At 43.2% G+C, this 20073-nt stretch carries 16 protein-coding genes and 1 tRNA gene; 4 read left to right on the forward strand and 13 right to left on the reverse strand.

Features of this window, described 5'->3' with window-relative positions:
• Positions 1-34 precede the first annotated feature (34 nt).
• Positions 35-946, reverse strand: a complete 912-nt coding sequence (locus KYK27_RS07710) for a DUF58 domain-containing protein (RefSeq protein ID WP_199109460.1) — start codon at positions 944-946, stop codon at positions 35-37.
• Between the two features lie 10 nt (positions 947-956).
• Complete coding sequence (locus KYK27_RS07715; protein WP_199109461.1) at positions 957-1367, reverse strand: septal ring lytic transglycosylase RlpA family protein; 411 nt, start codon at positions 1365-1367, stop codon at positions 957-959.
• A gap of 132 nt (positions 1368-1499) precedes the next feature.
• On the opposite strand from KYK27_RS07715, the gene KYK27_RS07720 reads away from it, so the two are divergent.
• The gene (locus KYK27_RS07720; protein WP_199109462.1) at positions 1500-1856 is read left to right on the forward strand and encodes a DUF3276 family protein; all 357 of its coding nucleotides are present in this window, start codon (positions 1500-1502) and stop codon (positions 1854-1856) included.
• Positions 1857-2527: 671 nt separating this feature from the next.
• A complete protein-coding gene (ychF, locus tag KYK27_RS07725; protein ID WP_199109463.1) occupies positions 2528-3625 on the forward strand; it encodes a redox-regulated ATPase YchF in 1098 nt (365 codons plus the stop codon).
• 477 nt (positions 3626-4102) lie between these two features.
• Here ychF and KYK27_RS07730 read toward each other — a convergent pair whose 3' ends face one another.
• From KYK27_RS07730 to KYK27_RS07755, 6 genes are all read right to left on the reverse strand, one after another.
• A complete protein-coding gene (locus KYK27_RS07730) occupies positions 4103-4732 on the reverse strand; it encodes a class I SAM-dependent methyltransferase (RefSeq protein WP_199109464.1) in 630 nt (209 codons plus the stop codon).
• A 92-nt stretch (positions 4733-4824) separates the two neighbouring features.
• On the reverse strand, positions 4825-5334 hold the full coding sequence (locus KYK27_RS07735) for a hypothetical protein (RefSeq protein ID WP_199109465.1): 510 nt from the start codon (positions 5332-5334) through the stop codon (positions 4825-4827).
• 79 nt (positions 5335-5413) lie between these two features.
• Positions 5414-6721 carry a DUF5103 domain-containing protein gene (locus KYK27_RS07740; protein ID WP_199109466.1) on the reverse strand — a complete coding sequence of 436 codons (1308 nt, stop codon included), beginning with the start codon at positions 6719-6721 and terminating at the stop codon, positions 5414-5416.
• An 89-nt stretch (positions 6722-6810) separates the two neighbouring features.
• Positions 6811-7245: an OsmC family protein gene (locus KYK27_RS07745; RefSeq protein ID WP_199109467.1), complete on the reverse strand. Its 435-nt coding sequence runs from the start codon at positions 7243-7245 to the stop codon at positions 6811-6813.
• A gap of 66 nt (positions 7246-7311) precedes the next feature.
• On the reverse strand, positions 7312-8667 hold the full coding sequence (locus tag KYK27_RS07750; RefSeq protein ID WP_199109468.1) for a sensor histidine kinase: 1356 nt from the start codon (positions 8665-8667) through the stop codon (positions 7312-7314).
• On the reverse strand, positions 8657-10042 hold the full coding sequence (locus KYK27_RS07755) for a sigma-54-dependent transcriptional regulator (protein WP_199109469.1): 1386 nt from the start codon (positions 10040-10042) through the stop codon (positions 8657-8659). The genes KYK27_RS07750 and KYK27_RS07755 overlap by 11 nt, the downstream gene beginning before the upstream one ends.
• A 263-nt stretch (positions 10043-10305) precedes the next feature.
• Here KYK27_RS07755 and KYK27_RS07760 point away from each other — a divergent pair, with 263 nt between their 5' ends.
• Positions 10306-12708: an ABC transporter permease gene (locus tag KYK27_RS07760; RefSeq protein ID WP_199109470.1), complete on the forward strand. Its 2403-nt coding sequence runs from the start codon at positions 10306-10308 to the stop codon at positions 12706-12708.
• Between the two features lie 147 nt (positions 12709-12855).
• Positions 12856-12927: transfer RNA gene (locus KYK27_RS07765), tRNA-Glu, on the forward strand.
• Here the strand turns inward: KYK27_RS07765 and KYK27_RS18575 are convergent.
• From KYK27_RS18575 to KYK27_RS07795, 5 genes are all read right to left on the reverse strand, one after another.
• Positions 12890-14671 carry a recombinase family protein gene (locus KYK27_RS18575; RefSeq protein WP_370583648.1) on the reverse strand — a complete coding sequence of 594 codons (1782 nt, stop codon included), beginning with the start codon at positions 14669-14671 and terminating at the stop codon, positions 12890-12892. The genes KYK27_RS07765 and KYK27_RS18575 overlap by 38 nt on opposite strands.
• An 11-nt stretch (positions 14672-14682) precedes the next feature.
• Positions 14683-15093 (reverse strand): hypothetical protein, encoded by a 411-nt coding sequence (locus KYK27_RS07780; protein ID WP_199109472.1) that lies wholly within the window; start codon positions 15091-15093, stop codon positions 14683-14685.
• 128 nt (positions 15094-15221) lie between these two features.
• On the reverse strand, positions 15222-16163 hold the full coding sequence (locus KYK27_RS07785; RefSeq protein WP_199109473.1) for a hypothetical protein: 942 nt from the start codon (positions 16161-16163) through the stop codon (positions 15222-15224).
• 1810 nt (positions 16164-17973) lie between these two features.
• On the reverse strand, positions 17974-18522 hold the full coding sequence (locus KYK27_RS07790; RefSeq protein ID WP_199109474.1) for a hypothetical protein: 549 nt from the start codon (positions 18520-18522) through the stop codon (positions 17974-17976).
• A 77-nt stretch (positions 18523-18599) separates the two neighbouring features.
• Positions 18600-20033 (reverse strand): hypothetical protein, encoded by a 1434-nt coding sequence (locus KYK27_RS07795; RefSeq protein ID WP_199109475.1) that lies wholly within the window; start codon positions 20031-20033, stop codon positions 18600-18602.
• Between the last annotated feature and the right edge of the window lie 40 nt (positions 20034-20073).

Here is a 20073-nt window from a genome sequence, read left to right on the forward strand (position 1 = left end):
TGGCGCTTGACCAGTAACGCGAAAACTGTTTTAGTTAACGCACCTTCGCCCGTTTTACCAGGTAACTATACAATACCTTATCGAATGGCTCACTGATATCAACGGGTACGAAATCAATTTTATACTGGCCGCACTTTAGCGCAAGTTCGCGTTTATAGTTCTCTACAGCAGCTTTATAGTTGTCGCGCACCTGCGATGGCTGCAACTTCAACTCCTGCCCAGTCTCCACATCAACAAAAATGTAAGGCCGCTCGGCAAAGTCAAACTCATCTTCGGTTTTGCGGTCCATCACATGGAAGATCAGGACTTCATGTTTCTGGTGCTTCAGATGCTGTAGCGCAGAAAAGGTTGTATCCATATCTTCGTTGCGGCCCAGCATATCACTGAAAATAATTACCAGCGAACGTTTCGGAATCTGCTGTGCGATCTGGTGAATGACTCCCGGAACTTCGGTGCCGGAACGTGCAGGCGTGGCATCTAATTGCTGTTGCAGAAGCAGTAAAAGTGTGTGCAAATGTGATGCTGTGGAGCGAACCGGTGTCTGCAACTGGATGGTATCGGCGAAAGTAACCAAGCCTACCGCATCGCGCTGTTTGCGCAAAAGTGTGGCAATGGCTGCTGCACAAAGTATACTGAATTTTATCTTTCCGTGCGCATCAACTGGGTAGTACATCGACGGCGAAACATCCAGCAATAGATGGCAGCGCAGGTTGGTTTCTTCTTCGTAGCGCTTTACAAAAAGCTTATCGGTGCGGGCAAAAACTTTCCAGTCGATATGGCGGGTGCTTTCCCCGCTGTTGTAGAGACGATGTTCCGAAAACTCGACTGAAAAACCGTGATAAGGAGATTGATGCAGCCCGGTAATAAAGCCTTCCACCAACTGCTTTGCCAGAAACTCCATGTTCTCGAACTTCTGAACATCGGCAAGAGTGATGGGCTGCTTCATGGGCTACATGCTATTTTGAGTTGTCGGTTTTAGCTTCTGAAACGACAAAGGGAACGGCTTGTTGCTTTTCTTCCGGAATTACTTCTTTTATAGTTACTACACCAACCCCGGCACGAATCATATCAATTTCTCTGGCCGCGGCTCTGGAGAGATCAATAATGCGGCTACCTTTCGGCATGCGGTCATTAATCTTAACTATAACAGATTTACCGTTTGCCTGGTTTGTGACTTCTACCAAAGTATTAAAAGGAAGCGAAGAATGTGCGGCAGTCAACTGCGTTTTGTCGTAGCGTTCGCCGCTGGCGGTGCGCTGCCCCTGCATACGGTCGGCGTAGTAAGAAGCCTTACCGTTAGCTATATAGGTTGTGTTACCCGATGAAAAAGAGAGAAGGAATACTAGTAAAAGTGAACATAAATTCATGATTTACTATTTTGGTCCGGGGCCAAATATAAGACAAAAATTTAACTTCAATTTTAAATTCAAATATTTTTATATATCAGAACAATATGTTACTTTTAGGTTCATTAAGTTGAACGTAACGTCTTATAAACGGTGGAAGAGAACAACGAAAAAGCAGAAATTTATTCCCAAAGAGTAAGAGCCGGGAAGAGAACGTATTTCTTTGATGTGAAATCAACTCGCTCAAACGACTTCTATGTGACCATCACAGAGAGCAAAAGAAAGTTCAAAGATGAGACTTTCTCCTACGAGAAACACAAGATCTTCCTTTATAAAGAAGACTTTGTGAAATTTATGGAAGCCCTGCAGGGAACAATTGAACACGTTAAATCTGAGCTGCTTACCGAGGAAGCGCTTGCTGCTCTGGAGGCATCTGAAACGATAGAATCAACGGAGCCTGTAGCAGTAACTGCTGACGCAACTTTTGACGAAGAACTGAAGTGGGAGTAACCCTCTCTACTGCTTTATAACATACTGAAAGAGCCTGTAGTTAACGCTACAGGCTCTTTTGTTTTTAATATGAATCAGGATTTACAGGATTAATGGATTTTCAGGATGGGGATTTGATATAGGTGAGGTCATAATTCTATAGTTGCTCTTTTTCGCTGGCACGGGTTTGCAACCCGTGTCTTAGAATGGTGTTGAGTTTGTAATTCAACTGGCCCGGCAGGGACAGGCAAAAGTAGGTGTGCTGCCTATAGTTCTATAGTTGGGCGTAGTCCCCCCTTTATCCCCTCCTTGTCTAAGGCGGGGAGCTTTCTGCCGCTACTTCTCCATATGTCATCCTGAAAGGATCTTGGTAGATGGTAAGTAATACCTTTGCTATGGATTATTTTATAGTTTTATAGTTGCGGTTTTAACCCAACCCTGCCCCTCCCGAGAGGGGAATTTCGGCTATAGTTATTGTTTGAGTTGCAGTTCTATAGCTACCGTTTTAACACCCCTATATTTCCTCCAAGGAGAATTCTGCTTTTACCTATTTCTAAACTATAGTTCTATCGTTACAATTATACCCCTTCCCAACCTTACCCTGAAAACAGGGGAAGGAGCTTTAATATCAACTATAAATCAATCCACAAAAAATCGTATCTTTGCAGCCTGAAATTAAGAACTAAAGATACATGGGATTAAGATGCGGCATCGTGGGCTTGCCAAACGTAGGTAAGTCAACTTTATTTAACGCTATTTCTAACGCCAAGGCAGAATCTGCCAACTACCCTTTCTGTACCATTGAGCCAAACGTGGGCGTAATTACTGTGCCAGATGAGCGTCTGCAGATACTGGAGGAATTAGTGCACCCGGAGCGTGTGTTACCAACTGTAATTGAGTTTGTAGACATCGCCGGATTGGTAAAAGGAGCTAGCAAAGGCGAAGGTCTGGGTAACAAATTCCTGGCAAACATACGTGAAGTAGATGCGATTATACACGTAGTGCGCTGCTTCGAAGACCCGAACATTGTGCACGTTGCAGGTAAAGTAGACCCGATCTCAGACAAAGAAATTATAGATACAGAGCTTCAGTTGAAAGACCTGGAATCTGTTGACAAGAAATTGCTGAAAGTACAGCGCTCTGCAAAAGCTGGTGATGCCAAAGCAAAGAAAGAGTATGCCAGCTTAGAGAAATATAAGACCCACCTGGAGGCTGGTCTGAACGCCAGAAGCCTTGATGTAACTGAGGAAGATAAAGAAGCTGTAGAAGACCTGAATCTACTTACAGCCAAACCGGTGATCTATGCCGCTAACGTAGACGAGGAATCTGTAAACACAGGTAACCAGTTCTCAAAAGCGCTGGAAGAGCACGTGAAAGCTGAAAATGCTGAAGTTGTTCTGATCTCAGCTTCTATTGAAGCGCAGATCGCAGAGCTTACTGACGAAGAAGAAAAGGAAATGTTCCTGGCAGAATATAACCTGAAAGAGTCTGGGTTAAGCAAGCTGATAAAAGCATCTTATAGTTTACTGAACCTGATCACTTACTTTACAGCAGGTGTGAAAGAGGTACGCGCCTGGACAATTGGTAAAGGCTGGAAAGCGCCTGCAGCGGCTGGTGTAATTCACACTGATTTTGAGAAAGGCTTTATCCGCGCCGAGGTTATCAAACTGAAAGATTACCAGGAGTATAAATCAGAAGCCAAGATTAAAGAAGCTGGTAAAATGGCTGTAGAAGGTAAAGAATACGTGGTACAGGACGGCGATATTATGCACTTCCGTTTCAACGTGTAAATTATACTTTTGAGAGATAGAAAAGGGCAGCTTTATAGGTGCCCTTTTTTGTTTGTCTGAACCAGGTTTTTTTAGGGTGTGACTTTTACTATAGTTTAAGCTTCAGTATTTTTGCTAGCGCGGGTTTGCAACCCGTGTCTAACTATGTTGTTGAGTTTGTAACTCAACTGGCCCGATAGGGACAAGCATAGTAGTAGCGTTGACTATTTCCTATAGTTGACGTAATTCAACCACCCCTAACCCCTCGTTGTCTAAGGCTGGGAGCTTTAATAGCTACTTCTTCACCTGTCATCCTGAAAGGATCTTGGTAGAAGTGAGATAAGACCTTTGCTATAGTCATCTTATAGTTTTATAGTTTCCGTAATAACACCCCTGTAATCCCCTCAAGGGGACAATTGCGCCATTACCTATTTCTAATCTATAGTTCTATAGTTACAGCCAGCATGCAGACTAATCGAACTTGTTCTGTAACAATAACTATACTTTCTGCAAAAGCACAGTTAAAATTCTGGGAGGCTGCGAGCGATCGTTATTGTCGAAGAATTCGTTGATATCTGCAACTATAAAACCGTGTTGTTTGGCGGCTTGTGTGAAATCTGAAATATGGTGGGTGTAACATTCCAGCACCTGGCGGCCTTCATCTGAATCGAAGCGGGCTTTGGAACCGGTATATTGCTTAAATGGGTGCAGCTCGCCAATGTAAACATAACCACCTGTAGATAAAACATCTGCAACCTGCTCAAAAATATGGTCCAGGTGCTCAATATGCTCCAGTACAAGACTGAAAGTTACCAGATCATATTTTCCATCAACAAACGACCAGCTCCGTGTTATATAAGCTTGTTTAAACTCCACCTTCTCAGAAGTAATTTTCTCTTTTGCTTTAGCCAGCATCTCTTCCGAAAAATCCACAGCGGTAACTTGGGTAGCATTTTCCTGGAGCCAGACGGTATTCTTACCAGTTCCGCAGCCAATTTCCAGAACCCGCTCAAAATCTATAGTTGCAAGTGTTTCCCGAATTGCCTGTGCTTCCAGATCACGGGTGCGGTTTTGGTTAGTATCGTATTGTGCTGCCCAACTGTTGTAGGCTTTTTTAATGTTGGACATTGGAATACTTTATTTTACATAACGTGCTTGTGCAGCTGATGGCGAAGCGTAGCTGAGCATAAAAGCTGCACCTTGTTGGTGTTTGTTTTTCTTTAGTCCGCCTGGTGTATCCAAACGTACTTGCCTTCTTTCCAGGCTACTGTAGCGCCACCTTCTTCTTCCGTTCCTATATAAAAGGCTGGGTAGTCAAGCTTAACGTCGCGGCTTCCGTCAATGTCACCTTCTTCCATAAAAGTAACTTCGTTGGTCATGCTGTCTGTAACAAGGTTCCAATTCTTTACCCAATCGAAGTCATCACCACCATTTCCGAAATCATTTCCAGCACCTATGATATATTCTTCGTTAGTGTTTCCGTGCTTTATTCTGATGCCTTTTTTGTTATTGATGATTATTGCAATGGCTGTATCTATATGACCGTCACCGTTGAAATCAGCTGTTAGGTATTGTGGATTTAGCCAGTTTGCTTCTTTATCTGGAGCTTTTAATTCTGAACTGTCTACAGCTACAATTTTCTCTGCAGTTTCTGTTTCTAACTTACTTTCCTGCTGTTCACAGGAAATAAGACCAGCCAAGGCAATAAAGTAGAGGCTCTTTTTTATCATTTCTATAAATTCAAATACACACCAACTATAGTATAGCAGTAAACATACGCTTATCTGAATTATGTATGTAGTATAACTCCTACCTCCTCCTGTTAAACAAGATCTCTTCATACCCGATCAGTAAATCGGCGCGTGAGCCTGGTGGGCGGTAATAGATCAGGATGTCGTAGGAGTTTTCTGTCTGGAAGTGACTGCCTTCGTAGTAACTATAATCTATCGTTTGGTTTTGCTGTAGTACATATTGATAGTTGTAGTATCCCTGTTTTAGTAGTAACCTGCCGTTGTAAACCTGCTTTTCAGCGTTGTAGCGCATGCGGGCATCGGAGGAAATTTTCCAGTCGGTTAGCGCACCCAGAATATAAACCTGCCCTGTTTGCTCTTCAGACGCTTTCAGTTCAAAATCAACCCAAGTATAGTCGCTGTTCACGTCGCCGTTGCCGTACTCGCGGTTATTAAAAAGCATCTTGCCATTAATGTCCGGTTCCTGGCTGTACACTTCTCCGGAGCGGTTCTTATCTATCTGCAGAAACACTTCTATCGGGTTTGCTTCTGCGTTTACACTGCTTACGCGTATGCCATTGTAGCGCACACTGCGGGTATCAAATGGCCGGTACTCAGCCAGGCCCAGAAAATTATCTTTCGGCTCGAAGAACACATATTCCAGGCGTTTCAGGTGGTCGCGCACAAAGGTTGGTGAAGGAATGAACTTGGCATTGTCCCAGCGATGGTTCTGGCGCAGCACAGCCTTTACTTCCATAGCCGGGTTTATAAGTTCATAGTCCTGGTAAAATACATTGAATTCAACCGGCTGCCTTGTCTGCCTGCCTGATGGCCCGGCCGGTAAACCTAATTTTGAGGTTACTGCAGTAAGGTTCTCATACACCATCATGCGGCGGGTAAGTAGCAAGTTTCCACCTTCTTCCCTTACCTCCAGCACATAATTACCACTCATTTTCACGCGCGGCACCCGGAAACGGTAATGCACATATGGCACGCGCGTATTTACCGAATTCTGCACATCCGTTATAAAGAACTCATTAAAGTCGTTGAGGTATTGGGTCTCGGTAAGGTTAGAGGGTGTCCAGTTATAGTTGCAATGAATAAGTTTTGCTACCAAACGCTGCGGCCCTGCTTTCAGCCTGTCGAATTCCAGCAAGATCGGCCTTCCCTGCTGCAACGATGTTACTGCCGGTTCCAACACTTCGTCGGGTACACCGGTTGCCTGGTAAAACTGTACCGACTTTATAGTTTCGTTGTAAATATAATCTTCGTACCGGATCGGGGTCTGCTGGTTAGAAGTACCACTTTGCCCCTGCTCCTCTATAGGTACGCAGCCAGTTAACAGTGAAAATACGAGTGAAAGAACAAATACAAATCTTCTGGACATAGGCTGAAAAGCAACTATAGTTTTGAGTATAGCCGCCCTGGTTACACGTTACGAATATACCGAAATCAGGAAGAGTAGCAAACTATAGCTTAGCCGTTCACCAGTTCCGTCTGTATTACAATTCCGGCCTGCAGTGTTTTTTGTACCGGGCATTTAGAAGAGATAATTTCCAACCGGAGGCGTTGTTCCTGGGTAAGATCCCCAACCAGTTTCAGTTTCTTTGTTATCTGGGATATTTTGGCTGATTTATCATCGCATTGTTCACAGTCGGCAGCATATACACGTTCATGACTAAGGACCACTTCTGCGCGCTGCAGAGGCCATTGTTTGCGTTGCGCGTACATGTGCAAGGTAATAACAGTGCAGGCTCCCAGTGCGCTCATAATATAGTCGTACGGCGTAGGTCCGGTATCAATTCCTTCAGCAATTCCGCTTTCATCGATCGAAAACTGCTGGTCTCCCATCTGGATATTGGCAACAAGCCCATTGGGCTGCTCGGCGCTTATAGTTACTGTTCTGCTCATACTGTATAGTTGCTTACTACACCTATACGCACCCGGCTGTACTTATGGTCAGGCTATAGTTTGAACTCAGAAACTTAAAGTGAAAGCTGTACCCTCGCCAAGTTTAGAATCCACAGATATATTGCCCTGATGCAGACGCATAATCTGTCGGGAAAGACTAAGCCCGATACCAGAACCGGTTTTTTTGGTAGTATAGAACGGGATAAAGATCTTTTGCATGGCTTCTTCTGTCAGGCCCTGCCCATTATCGCAAACCATGATCCGGGCACGGCTACGGTCGTCGAGGGTGGCCTGTAATTTTATAGTTGCATCTGATTTTTCGTGCAGCGCCTCAACAGCATTTTTCACCAGGTTTATCAGCACTTGCTCCACCATGCCGCGGTCAGCAGAGAGCAAAATATCTTCGGATGGTACTTCTACTTTTAACTGTACCTGTTGTCTGGATAGTTGTTCCCGCATCAGCATCTTTATTTCGTGCAGGAGCTCTCCTACTTTAAATACTGTTTTTTGCGGAACAGAAATGGTGGTCAGGTTGCGGAAGTCGTTCACAAAACGGATCAAACTATCAGAACGGCGACTTATAGTTTGCAGGCATTTCCCTACATCGTCCAGCTCTTCGCGCAGTATGGTTATCTCATCGGCTTCGGTATCAGTGTAACTGCTGATCTCTTCGGATGCACTTGCCGAAAGCGAAGCAATTGGCGTTACGGAGTTCATGATCTCATGTGTGAGTACTTTAATCAGGTTGTGCCATGCTTCCATCTCCTTCTCTTCCAACTCACGCTGAATGTTCTGGATAGATGCCAACCTTATCCGGTCGCCGAGCAGCGAAAGCTCCATTACATGCACTGTCAGGTTTGCCTGTTCTCCACCCTTCCGGATCGGGACCAGCACCTTGTCGCCATGTTCAAGTTGCTGCAGGCCAAGAGCGAGTTCCGGACTAACCTTTTCAAACTCGCTTATGTTGTTAGCCTGTGTTAAATGTACCAGCTTTTTGGCAGCATTATTCAGCATCATAATGTCTCCGTTAGGTTTGTAGGTTATGATGCCGATACCGATGTGTTGCACTATAACTTCGAAGTAATGAAGATGGGCTTCTTTCTCGGCTCGAACTACCCGGAACTTCTGCATCACATCGTTTAACCCATGAGCAAGCTGGCTTTGTACTTTTCCTTCGCCGGTCACATGAAATTGCTCTGTAAAATCGTCGTATTTTATAGAGTTCAGGAAACGTAAAAATTGCCTATTTGTGCGTTCGTGATAATAAATAAGAAGTAAGATCTGAGCAACTATAAAAGTGAGCAGCCCGATAAAAGTCCCTCTGTACTCCTGGTCAACCCCAACTATAGCCAGGGCGTAAATTGAAGCTGTAAGCAACAGAATACGCAGCAGCAGCTGAAGCCTGTAGTTCTTAAAGCTCATACTTCTCCAGTCTTCGGTACAATGCCCCGCGCGACAGGCCTAATTCTTTTGCAGCCTTTGAGACATTACCGTCATGTTTCTCCAGCGCTCGCTGCACAGCTTCCCGTTCCAGATCGTCCAGGCGGCGGGCATCGTTTGAGGGTAAAGCTATAGTTGCTGGAGTTTCTGATTCAGCTAAAAAGAAGAAATCATCGGCCTGCAGCTCCCGGTTATCACTCATAATAGAGGCACGCTCCAGTACATGCTGTAACTCGCGCACATTACCCGGCCAACTATAGAGGCGAAGTCTGGCGAGGCCGCTATCGGAAAGTCGTTTTAAAGGCTGTTTGTACTTGCGTGCATAGACCCCTAAGAAATGCTCTGAAAAAACAGGAATATCATCAAGCCGGTTGCGTAACGGTGGCAGGTTAAGCTCCACTGTATTGATGCGATAAAGCAAATCCTGCCGGAATTCATTTCGTGCCACCATCTCTTTTAATGGCATGTTGGTAGCACAGATCAGGCGTACATTAACGGGGGTTGGCTTGTTGGTCCCAACTCTAATCACTTCGCGGCGCTGCAGCACGGTCAGTAATTTTGCCTGCATGGCAAGCGATAAATTCCCGATCTCATCCAGGAACAACGTACCGCCATTGGCGGCTTCTATCCTACCAACCCTGTCCTCTTTTGCATCGGTAAAAGCGCCTTTTTTGTGCCCGAATAATTCACTCTCGAACAGGGATTCTGTAACAGCGCCCATATCCACGGTAACAAATACTTTATCGGCGCGGGAAGAGCGCTGGTGTATCGTTCGGGCAATCACTTCCTTGCCGGTTCCGTTTTCGCCTAGCAGTAAAATATCAGCATCTGTTTTAGCTACTTTATCAATAATAGAAAAAAGTTGCTGCATGGGCTGGCTGGTACCGGTAATGATATCTGAAGTTGAGTTGAGCTCCGCTGTAAGAGTCCGGTTCATTTCTTTAAGCTGAGATACTTCTTTATAGGAGCTCCGTAGTTTTGAGGCTGCCGAAAGCGTAGCAATCAATTTTTCGTTTTGCCAGGGTTTGAGCACGAAGTCGGTTGCGCCTTCTTTTACTGCCCGCACAGCCATTTCCACATCGCCAAACGCGGTGATCATCACCACTACCGCCGACGGATCATATTTCAGGATTTCCTGTAGCCAGTAAAAACCTTCCTGCCCGCTGGTAATGTCCTGGCTATAGTTCATATCGAGTAGGATGATGTCGAACTCATAGTTGGTAAGCAGAAATGGAATTTTCTTCGGATTCTTCTCCATCACCACTTCTTTGGCATGTTTGCGCAGCAGCATTTTAGCAGAGAAAAGCACATCCTCGTTATCGTCAATTACCAGTATGCGTCCCAGGTTATTTTCCATGGCAGGTGGGTTATAGTTTATACTTTACAGTAAAATATTGTGCCAAGCTAATACAAGCGTAATTTATGGGAAATTAACCGGAAAAAGTAGTACCTGCTGTCCATTGCCGGACAAATAGTGTCCACGCCCGGACAGTATTTTATCTTCTAAGTTTGCTGGATGCGCAGGAATCGGGATTTATAGATTTGGCACAGCACTTGGCCTATAGGTTACAACCGATTTTACATTACGGACTTTTGATATAACTCCACATTCCTAAAACTATGTTTAAGATCTATTTTCTTACAGCTATACGGTCACTGGTCCGTAACAAAAGTTACAGCATCCTGAACATTGCCGGCCTGGCACTTGGAATTACCTGTAGCATCCTGCTTTTTCTGGTTATCCAGTACCAGCTCAGTTACGATGGGTTTCACACAAAAGCTGACAGAATATACCGTCTGGTTGTCTCCTTTCCGGAAACGAATTTTAATACGCCTGCTTCTCATTTCCCCTTAGCTGCAAACATGCGCAGCAACAGCAACTTAGGATTTGAAGAAGTAACTCAGATTAAAGGGGATGTAGGCGCACAAATAAACATTCCGGCGAAAGGTACAGCTACCGGTAAAAAATTTCTGGTTGAAGAAAACATTGGGTTCATTGAGCCAAGCTTCTTCAATGTATTTAATTTTAATACAGGTGCTGTTGATGTGAAGTCCCAGTTTTCGGAGCCTAACGTGGTGATACTAACCCAAACGCTTGCTGACAAGTTTTTCCCCGGCGAAAATGTAGTTGGAAAAGTGATCAGGTATAACAACCAGTACAACCTGAAAGTGGTCTCTGTAATGCCTGATATGCCTGGTAACACAGAGTTTCCGTTTGTGATGCTGGTATCTTATGAAACTATAAGAAAGACACTGCCCACGGATTGGGGTAATTTATCAAGTGATCATCAGACATTTGTAGTTTTACCTGAAAAATTACCTGTTGCTGCAGCAGAAACGAACGTTAACCAGTTTGTCAGAAAGCATGCGCAGTCAGAGATTCCGGAAAAGGGTATTTTGTACTCTTTACAACCTTTAGAAGACATTCATTATAACCCGAACTTTTATGGAGCTTTCGCTCAGACTCCTATTACGAAAGAACTGATCTGGGCCATGGCTATAGTTGGCATTGTGTTGCTTCTAACCGCCTGTATAAACTTTATAAACCTTGCAACAGCACAAGCCATCAGACGCGCCAAAGAAGTTGGTGTACGCAAAGTAATGGGCAGCAGCCGCACACAATTGGTTGTGCAGTTTTTATGCGAAACCCTTTTAATAGTACTTTGTGCTACTTTTCTGTCAGTTATTCTCACGGAGCTGGCTTTACCCTACCTAAATACCCTACTCGACCTGCAGATAACTTTCAGTTTGTTTGATGATAAAGTACTGCTACTTTTCCTGCTAGTTCAAACGATACTGGTCACGCTTTTTGCCGGATTTTACCCTGCCTTTGTTTTATCGAGTTTCCAACCCATTACTGCATTGCGCAGCCGCATGAGTGTACAACGTTTTGGCGGCATATCCTTGCGCCAGGTGTTAGTGGTTATGCAATTCACCATTTGCCAGGTGCTCATCATTTGTACCCTCTTGGTAAATGAGCAAATGAACTTCTTCCGCAACAAATCCTTAGGCTTTAACAAGGAAGCAGTAATCACCGTTTTTTTACCTCAAAGCACAGGAGATAAAATTCAGCCGCTGCGCCAGGAGTTATTAAGTAATCCCGCCATCAGGGAAATTAGCTTTGCCTCCGATGCTCCTTCCTCTGGCAACATCAGCTACGGTAACTTCTTCTATAATCATGCTGCAAAAGATGCCGATTTTCAGACACACAAAAAGTTTGTAGACCCTTACTACTTTAGTTTGTTTGATATGAAGTTTCTGGCAGGCAAAGCGTATCCGAATGGCGACTCAATACATTACATGGTGATCAATGACACAATGCGTCGCAAGCTCGGCCTCAAAACACCGGAAGATGCCATCGGTAAACACCTATCATTAGGTGACAGAAGATTTGCCGGATCTATAGTTGGTGTGGTAGCTGATTTTCATCAGGCATCACTGGCATCGCCCATTGAGCCGATCATTATGACAAAAAACCCGGAAGCTTATAGTGTAATCTCTGCGAAAATTGACATGACCCAACAGAAAGAAGCGCTGCAGCACCTGGAAAAAGTTTGGGAGAAGGTCTACCCGGACGACGTATTTAATTATAAATACCTGGATGAATCTATAGCAGAGTTTTATGAGGATGAGGCCAGGCAAAATACTCTCTTCAAAGTATTTTCTCTGATTGCAATTTTTATTGGCTGCTTGGGTTTATATGGGCTGGTCGCGTTTATGGCTGCACAGCGCACTAAAGAAGTAGGGATCCGAAAAGTGTTGGGTGCCTCCGTATTCAACATCACCGTACTGTTCTCCAAAGAATTTATTAAACTCGTTTTAATTGCCTTCGTGATCGCTGTTCCGATAGCCTACTATTTAATGAACTTATGGTTGCAGGACTTTACGTACCGGATTTCACTTGGGTACAGTGCATTTTTACTGGCAGGTGTGGCTACATTAACTATAGCACTACTCACGATGAGTACACAAGCAATAAAAGCAGCACTTACGAACCCTGTTATCTCGTTAAAGAGTGAATAGTTTTGAGTTTTGCTGCTCAACCATGAAGGAGTAGCAAAAATTTCTACCTGAGATACAACTAGATAGCCTTGTGCTTTAAAAAATTAGTGAGGCAAGTATTGCAGTTTAGTTTCAGTCCCCTATATTTGCACCACAATTCATTAGCACGGTCCGTTCGTCTAGGGGTTAGGACTTCAGATTTTCATTCTGGCAACAGGGGTTCGATTCCCCTACGGACTACTGAAAGGGAAAAGTGATTATTTTGATCGCTTTTCCCTTTTTCTTTTTCCACTAAAAACTGCTGCACGAGGCTGGAAAGGGCGAAAAATCCATTTACCCGTTGGGTTCGATAACCCTCCATTTCACGGTCAAAATACACACCTTCGGGAAACATCATCGCTTGCAGTTGTTTACGTCCTTGCACAGTTGCTTTACTCCATGATTGTGAGACAGTTACCGCTTTTTCCAAGCCCATTTTAATGAACTCTTTTGGGTTCGATAAGCCTGAGGCGCACTTTTCCAGATTCTGCTCGATTTCCAGCAGCTCGGCTTTCAGTTCCGAGCTGAACTTTACGAAGAGGTCTTTCTCTATTTCCCCAAAAGCGTAGCGCCGCTCTAGCATGTCCAGTTTCTTTTTCAACTCGGTATGCTGCATAGTCAATCGCTTCTCTTCGCTGCGACTTTCTTGGGTTAACTTACGATAAGTCTCTTCCATGATCTCAGCAAGCTTCGCTAAATACCTGGGATCGACTTCTAATTCTGATAAAAAGCCTTCGTACAGGTTGTGCATCTTATTAGCATTACGATTGAGTTTACAGCCTAGGGTATTGCACTTGTAGTAATGGATCTGCTTTTTCTTCATCTCGTAACCCGTAAGCGGCTTACGGCAGCTACCACACTTGATGTGATGGCGTAGGGGCAGTTCTTCGTCTTCTTTCACCTGGGTGTAGCCATGGGCATTCTGGGCCTGCAAGCCATTTACCTTTAAAAATAGCTGGCGCGTGATTAAAGGCTCGTGCTGGCCTTCTACCACTTCGCCGTCTTCCAGTAAGCCATGCGAGATCAAACCGCAGTAGAAGGGGTTTTTAAAGAGTTTGGTGATGGTTTGGTTATATAATACCAAGCCTTGTGTTTTCAAGCGCTTAATAATGTCGGTATTACTTAACCCCTGTTCAGCTTTCAGCTGAAAAGCCAGGCGAATAAGTTTACCGGTCTTGTTAGGCTTTAAAACCACGTCTTTACCCACAATTACTTTATCATAGCCCATCGGTACCTTTCCTACCCACAAACCACGTCTAACGCGCGCCTCCATGCCCGTCATACACTTTTCTCTTCTTTGGTCATTATCAAACTGCGAGAAGAGAAATTGGATACCCTGCTGTAACTTACCAGCTGCGGTCTGGGTATCCACTGGCTGGGTGACAGCTACTACCGAGATACCCATGCGCCCTAATTCATCCACGATACCAATGGCCGAAGAGCCGGTACGAGAAAAGCGATCGTGCGAGTAGACAATGATGTGGCCTACCCGGAGCTTACTTTTCTTTACAAACTCCAGCATTTTCTGAAACTCCTTGCGCTCGTCAGATTTCGCGCTTTCATAGGTGCCACCGAATTTGCCTACCACCTGGTAGCCGTGGCGCTCGGCATAAGCCGTACAGCGCTCTAACTGGGTGGATAAGCTTTGGTTTGTCTCGGCCTGCTCTTTGGTGGATACGCGTGTGTAAATGATAGCTACCTTGCCCCGTGGCGTGGCTTTCTTGCTGCCCTTCTGCAGTGGCCGTGCATAGATGCTTAGGTCATTCCCTTTCCCTGCAGTAGCCCGAAGCGCTGAAGGCTTTTTAACTGATGTCATCTTGTTAACAACAGCCTTGGTTTTAGCTTTAGCTTTTGAAGTTGTTGACTTAGCTGATTTAGGTGATTTCTTGGCTTTCGGTGCAGCCTTAGCTACTTCAAGCACGGCTGCGGTGGTTTGCTTTTTCATGTTCTGTCGGGTTAACGGGAAAGGGATTCTGTTACTTTTTTGTTACTCTTGCCTTTCGGCTTTTGCACTTTAGCTGACTTAACTCCTAATTCAGCTACATCATCTATAGTTGCTATCAGCTGTTCAGCTAAGTGCTGGTTGAAAACCCAGGCCGAAAAGCGCAGTATAAAATCTATTTGTTCTTCGGCTTCGTCTTCAGTTAAATCTTCCAGCCCCGGTGTTTGCCTAAGCTCGCGTACATGGCGCTCTATTGTTTCTACTTCTTCTGAGAGCTGTTTATAGTAGCTATCATAGCCACTTTGCAGTTCCTCTTCAGGTTGTGCGGTTGCAGCAAGGGTATTGATGCTGCTAGATCCTTCTACATTTTGTTTACTCTTTGGTCTTTGGTTTTTCTGTTGTTGGTTTTTAGTTAAGGTTTTCACTTTTGTATTTGCCAGTGCCACAAGTCCGGGGCAACCGGTACCAGGGCGGGCTATACTTTAGAGTGCGGGTCAACCGCTACCCTTGGCTCCTGCCTGATCAGTGCCAGGCAAGAGTAAGCGAATAGGTATTAAATTCTACGACGGTGTTCTTTGGTAAACTTAAGCTTCGAACCACCCCGGTTTTCGAGCTCCACGGATTGATAATTCTTCAATGCCAGTGTTTCGATCAGTTGCTTTGACATGCGTTCATCCAGCAGGCCATCTGATGTTGTGCGCAGCGTGATCTGACGCTTTTCATCAAAGGTGATGGTGACCTGCCGAAAGGTTTTGTTGCGAATGGCTCGCACGACCTGCAATTCTTCTTCTGAGAGCAACGATAAACGCGGAATATAATCGGTTTTGTCTTCGTCCAAAATAAAAGCAGCCAGGTGCTGGGTAATGGACAGAAACACATGTGTTCTACCCAGCAGCACTTGCGCTTCAGGACCCATGCCCTGCATCTCGTCCAGCCACGGTGCCAGATCGCCCGAAGGGAAGATCAGGATGCCCGCTTCCTGCTTTCGATACAATGCCGAATACACCAGCGTTTCAAGCAGCGAAAACTGTATGTCATAGTTTGCTTGTGCTGCCTGTGTCTGCCCGCTTAGGTATTCTTCTATCCAGGCATCTGCTAGCTTCGGGGGCATCGTTTTAATCAACTCTTCCCGGAGCTTTGCAATCAGTTCTGGTGTCAGGGCTTCTGCTGGAAACTCCTGCACACCGAACAGGTATTCGCGTACCGCTTTTACCCGTGCCAGCGGCAAACCCAGCTCCCGTAGTTCTTTGGCCATCTTTAGCCACAGGTACTCCAGAAACGAAAGCTTGGTCCAGGCCTGCTCTTCCGTTTTTGGGGCCAGCCCGGCTTTCTTCCAGTCCACGTAAAGCTTGGGCGCTATACCGGTTTGCTTTAAGGAAAAGATCGGCTCGCGAAGCTTTTCATACAACTCAGGTAGTTGCTCCATTTCCTGCAGGTCCAGCTGCAAAGCGAAATCTTCTGTACTGGTTTCTGGCTGTGGTGTCTCCTCTCTCATGGGCAGTTAAATACTATATTTTACCCAAAGGTAATATTTAGATTTAACTATACAACAACTTTGTAATATTTGTTTTATTTCAGGATAAAATATTTTTATGAACTAGTCTATGAGCCAGAAACAGCGACGTTAGTAGTCATAAAAGAAAGTACTAAAAAACTGAAAACGGATCTCGCGTGTGCGCATACACGCGCACATGATGCGCAGGCGGGCGCGATTATAGAAGTGTTAATGCTAGTTGCGGAGGTAGAAAACAAGGCCGGAAAAGCAGTATTTATGGTACCCATCCACCAATTCCGTAACTTAACTTCAAACACATGCTTTGCGAACAATTTTACGGAAAGCTAAGTTGCGTGCGCACAAGTAGTTACACACACTTTTTAGTATACTGAAAACAGGAAATTCAAAGGCCGGAGTATGGGGTTTTTACGTGCGTAAATACGCCGGAAACGATAGTTTTCAGATCTAAATGACGGAATCTCCAAAATCACCTTCCGCAACAAGCTTACGGAAAAGTTGTTAGATCAAGAAACTATAGCAAGCTTAAATAACGGCGTATCAATTAGTTATAACAATATTTTGAACCCAGAAAATAGACAAAAATAGCGTGTTCCGGTGTTCCGTACTTCCAGGCTCAAAAATGAACTATACAACCTTCGTCCTGCAGCGCAAAATTTCACTGTCTATTCTCATGGTAAAATACTACAAATACCATGTGCTTACCCATTAAATAAGTGCGACGGAATAAAGTACGGTAAAAAGCGGTAAATCCGTACGCGGAAAACACTTTGTAGCCCTACCGAAACAACATGTTTTGTGATCTATAAAAACTCCGCCAAATCATTTAATTTCCGGCAGTTAAACTATAGGCTGGATCACGTTTCGTTACGGAACATTTTTCCGTAGCCGGAAAGCCTGTTACAGAAAGTTACACGCATTTCCGGCCACTCTTTTTGTTCTGCACTTCTTATATTTTTTAGATTACTTTGCTACGGTAAAAGTGGCTATTTCCGTAAGCGGACTATAGCTATTTTTACCGCAAGTTTCCAAGCCAGTGAATCAAGGCCTGAAATCACAAATTTCCGCAGTACGGAGTAGACTGTTTCCACGGTTTCCGGCACAAATTTTCAGATTTATATACTCCTGTTTTAATCCAACTATAGCACTCATTTTTAAGGTCTGATATCGGATTCTTTACCCTTTTTACAAAATAACCTAAAACACTACATCACTCAGTTGCATTTTCACAAGCCAGCATCAACTTTAAACTGTACTACAACCTCGGCTCCTATCCTACTGCTAAATGTCTCTATAAGCACAGCATTTTGGCTGTACCTTACCTGTTAATTGACATACGCTGCAGTAGGTTCAAATGACCGTTAACATGCTAAGCAGTTCAAACTCATTCTATTTGTTTGTCCAAGCAAAACGCACCTTTGTACTTTGTAACTTCACGGATTACAATAGATTTATGTGATACCAAAATAACAGCCTTATGGTGGCAACTACTTCGCTACCAGAATGGGAAACAGTTTTGACAGTAAGTATTATAATAGGGTTAGTGGTGGCCACGTTATACTCGGAAATGCCTTCAGTCGCATTCAGTGCCTACTTTACGACACTTAACAGATCCAGTTAATAATGGCTAGAATTGCAGATTTTTCATATTTCCCAGAGTAAGAACTGTGATAACGCGTATAAAGTGTTGAACCAAATATCGTTTATTGATGTCAATATCAACTCTTATCCAGAAAAGACTGCAGGTATAAAAAAGAACTCGAGTTAACCCCGTGTTTAAGTAAACTAGGTCTTATAATGGCTTTCTTATACTTCGGACATTCAACATTAACTCATCACCTTTTTTTGTTAGCTTCCAGTATTGATCATCTTCTAAAAATTTCCTTTTTTCATTAGCCTCATTTATTAAACCAAGCGCTCGCATCTGTATGAGAATTGTATGGAAAGATTCCTTAAGGATACAGAAGTTTGTAAATCCTTCTTTCTTCCCATACTCCCTTTCATAGGCTTTAGTAATTAAAAAATTTAAAGGCTCAATCAACGACTTTTCCTTTTCACCATTAGCTAAAGTAGGCGCAATGGCGCCAAAAATCTCATTCCAAGTTAATTGGAATTGATAGTAATTTCCGGTAAAGGTCCCGAATTTATCTGAATAAAGAGAAGTGTAGCTTACTGAATATTCTATATTAAATATATCATTGCCTTGGGCTAAATGATTTACAGTACTAGCAATTGACAGTGAAGGATTTTTTAAGTAGGTGCGCCCTTCCGTTCCTCGATGTTTACCCTCCAATAATCGTGTGGAAGTCTTACTCTCAGATACTGTTTTCTTTCGAGCCATGATAATTCAACTTTAATCAGATATACTACTCATACTTTAGTATCATTAATCTATGTGATTGGTGATACTGACTGAGATTACTTCACTAATTTAGTTTTAGAAACCTCAGTAATTCCGAAGTACTTAAGTATAACGGTTCCTACAAACATTGGTAAACGCTTGTAAGAATTTATTTGGTGTAGTAATTCTATGTTCTCACTTACTGGTCTACCATGAAAAATGGAGTCTCTTAAAGACTTTATTTGAACAAAGTCAAGCTCAAAATCTTCTACCTGAATATTTATAAAGTTAAAGAAGCTCTGGAACTGATTTGTCATCGAGAAGACTTTGATAGGAGTAAGTTTAAATGGGACATCTTTTATAAACTGTTCTTGATGCTCTTCATCAATTATTTCAGCAACCTTCATTAATTGTTCTTTAATGAAGTTATCTGCCTTTTTTTTGCTGGTTGTGAAAGTGTATTCCTCCTTTACTCTATTCAAATTAGGCGGGTCACCTGCTCTTTCTTGTTCTATATGTTTACTCAATATGTATTGATTTCTAATTTGCTCTAAGATGTTGTACAAGATCATAAATCTTGATTCTCCTTTTGTTTCTAAAGCATAATTAAAGCGCTCAATGATAAGTAACACAAATTCCAAATTCTCTAACAGGTGTGGTATATCTACCTGAAGGATAAGATTGAGTGGATCCTGAAAGAATACCCACCTGAAAAGTCCGTGTTCATTTGAAACTGCTTTGTCCTCTACATCTTTAACTTCAATATGCAATTTGTCATCTGTATAAATCCTTGACAATGAATAGGTGATGTTCTGGTGGGAATAAAATGAGTATAAAGCACAGATTAAAAGAATATGGTTTTTAATTTCTGCTGCAGTTAGCTCAGAATACTGTACGGAAAATTTTGGTTCCTTTTTTATGCTAACTACTGATTCGGTGCTATTAGATGCATAGAAATAATGTTCAGGTTTAAAATGTATTCCATTAAAAGAGATAAATTCTTTGACTTTATGCAGTGGCTTCCACTTATAGGCACTTGTGTTCCAGGGAAAGTTCGAGTGATAACGATAGTTATTCTCAATTAATTGGAAAGCCTGCTGATTGAGAAAAAAAACACTATTGTCCTGTTCTGAATTGTTATAAATGAACCTTACACCTTTTAGATGGATAGTAAAATATTTAAAGCCTTTCCTGTACAGGGACGTGCCACTAGTAATTCCCTTATAACCATATTCTAGGAATGAGATATTTTCTAAATTATCTGGCTGAAGAATGTCCATTATCTCAAACTTTGAGAGCATTAAGTTTTCATTTTCTCCCTCCCATCTCATTACCTTATGATCCAAGTACTCTTTACCGTCATAAAATATCTTCAGACTTACTGCATTGCTGTTGTTTTCGTCAACCAGAATTTCGGCATTATAGATACCAGAAAAAGTACCAACATTTGGTGAATAAATATCTAGTTCAGGTATGTTAATTCTTAATTTAAAAAGTATACTATCCTTCATCAAATTTAAAAGTGTGTAAGCTAACTAGTACATATACGTT

The organism is Pontibacter populi (assembly GCF_019336435.1).
GTDB lineage: Bacteria > Bacteroidota > Bacteroidia > Cytophagales > Hymenobacteraceae > Pontibacter > Pontibacter humidus.

What these genes read in the sequence shown, in the direction of transcription:
- ychF (WP_199109463.1), top strand. Translation starts at nt 2,528, where the DNA reads ATGGGATTAAGATGCGGCATCGTGGGCTTGCCAAACGTAGGTAAGTCA.
- KYK27_RS07750 (WP_199109468.1), bottom strand. Translation starts at nt 8,667, where the DNA reads ATGAGCTTTAAGAACTACAGGCTTCAGCTGCTGCTGCGTATTCTGTTG.
- KYK27_RS07715 (WP_199109461.1), bottom strand. Translation starts at nt 1,367, where the DNA reads ATGAATTTATGTTCACTTTTACTAGTATTCCTTCTCTCTTTTTCATCG.
- KYK27_RS07790 (WP_199109474.1), bottom strand. Translation starts at nt 18,522, where the DNA reads ATGGCTCGAAAGAAAACAGTATCTGAGAGTAAGACTTCCACACGATTA.
- KYK27_RS07740 (WP_199109466.1), bottom strand. Translation starts at nt 6,721, where the DNA reads ATGTCCAGAAGATTTGTATTTGTTCTTTCACTCGTATTTTCACTGTTA.
- KYK27_RS07755 (WP_199109469.1), bottom strand. Translation starts at nt 10,042, where the DNA reads ATGGAAAATAACCTGGGACGCATACTGGTAATTGACGATAACGAGGAT.
- KYK27_RS07785 (WP_199109473.1), bottom strand. Translation starts at nt 16,163, where the DNA reads ATGAGAGAGGAGACACCACAGCCAGAAACCAGTACAGAAGATTTCGCT.
- KYK27_RS07795 (WP_199109475.1), bottom strand. Translation starts at nt 20,033, where the DNA reads ATGAAGGATAGTATACTTTTTAAATTAAGAATTAACATACCTGAACTA.
- KYK27_RS07730 (WP_199109464.1), bottom strand. Translation starts at nt 4,732, where the DNA reads ATGTCCAACATTAAAAAAGCCTACAACAGTTGGGCAGCACAATACGAT.
- KYK27_RS18575 (WP_370583648.1), bottom strand. Translation starts at nt 14,671, where the DNA reads ATGAAAAAGCAAACCACCGCAGCCGTGCTTGAAGTAGCTAAGGCTGCA.
- KYK27_RS07760 (WP_199109470.1), top strand. Translation starts at nt 10,306, where the DNA reads ATGTTTAAGATCTATTTTCTTACAGCTATACGGTCACTGGTCCGTAAC.
- KYK27_RS07735 (WP_199109465.1), bottom strand. Translation starts at nt 5,334, where the DNA reads ATGATAAAAAAGAGCCTCTACTTTATTGCCTTGGCTGGTCTTATTTCC.
- KYK27_RS07710 (WP_199109460.1), bottom strand. Translation starts at nt 946, where the DNA reads ATGAAGCAGCCCATCACTCTTGCCGATGTTCAGAAGTTCGAGAACATG.
- KYK27_RS07745 (WP_199109467.1), bottom strand. Translation starts at nt 7,245, where the DNA reads ATGAGCAGAACAGTAACTATAAGCGCCGAGCAGCCCAATGGGCTTGTT.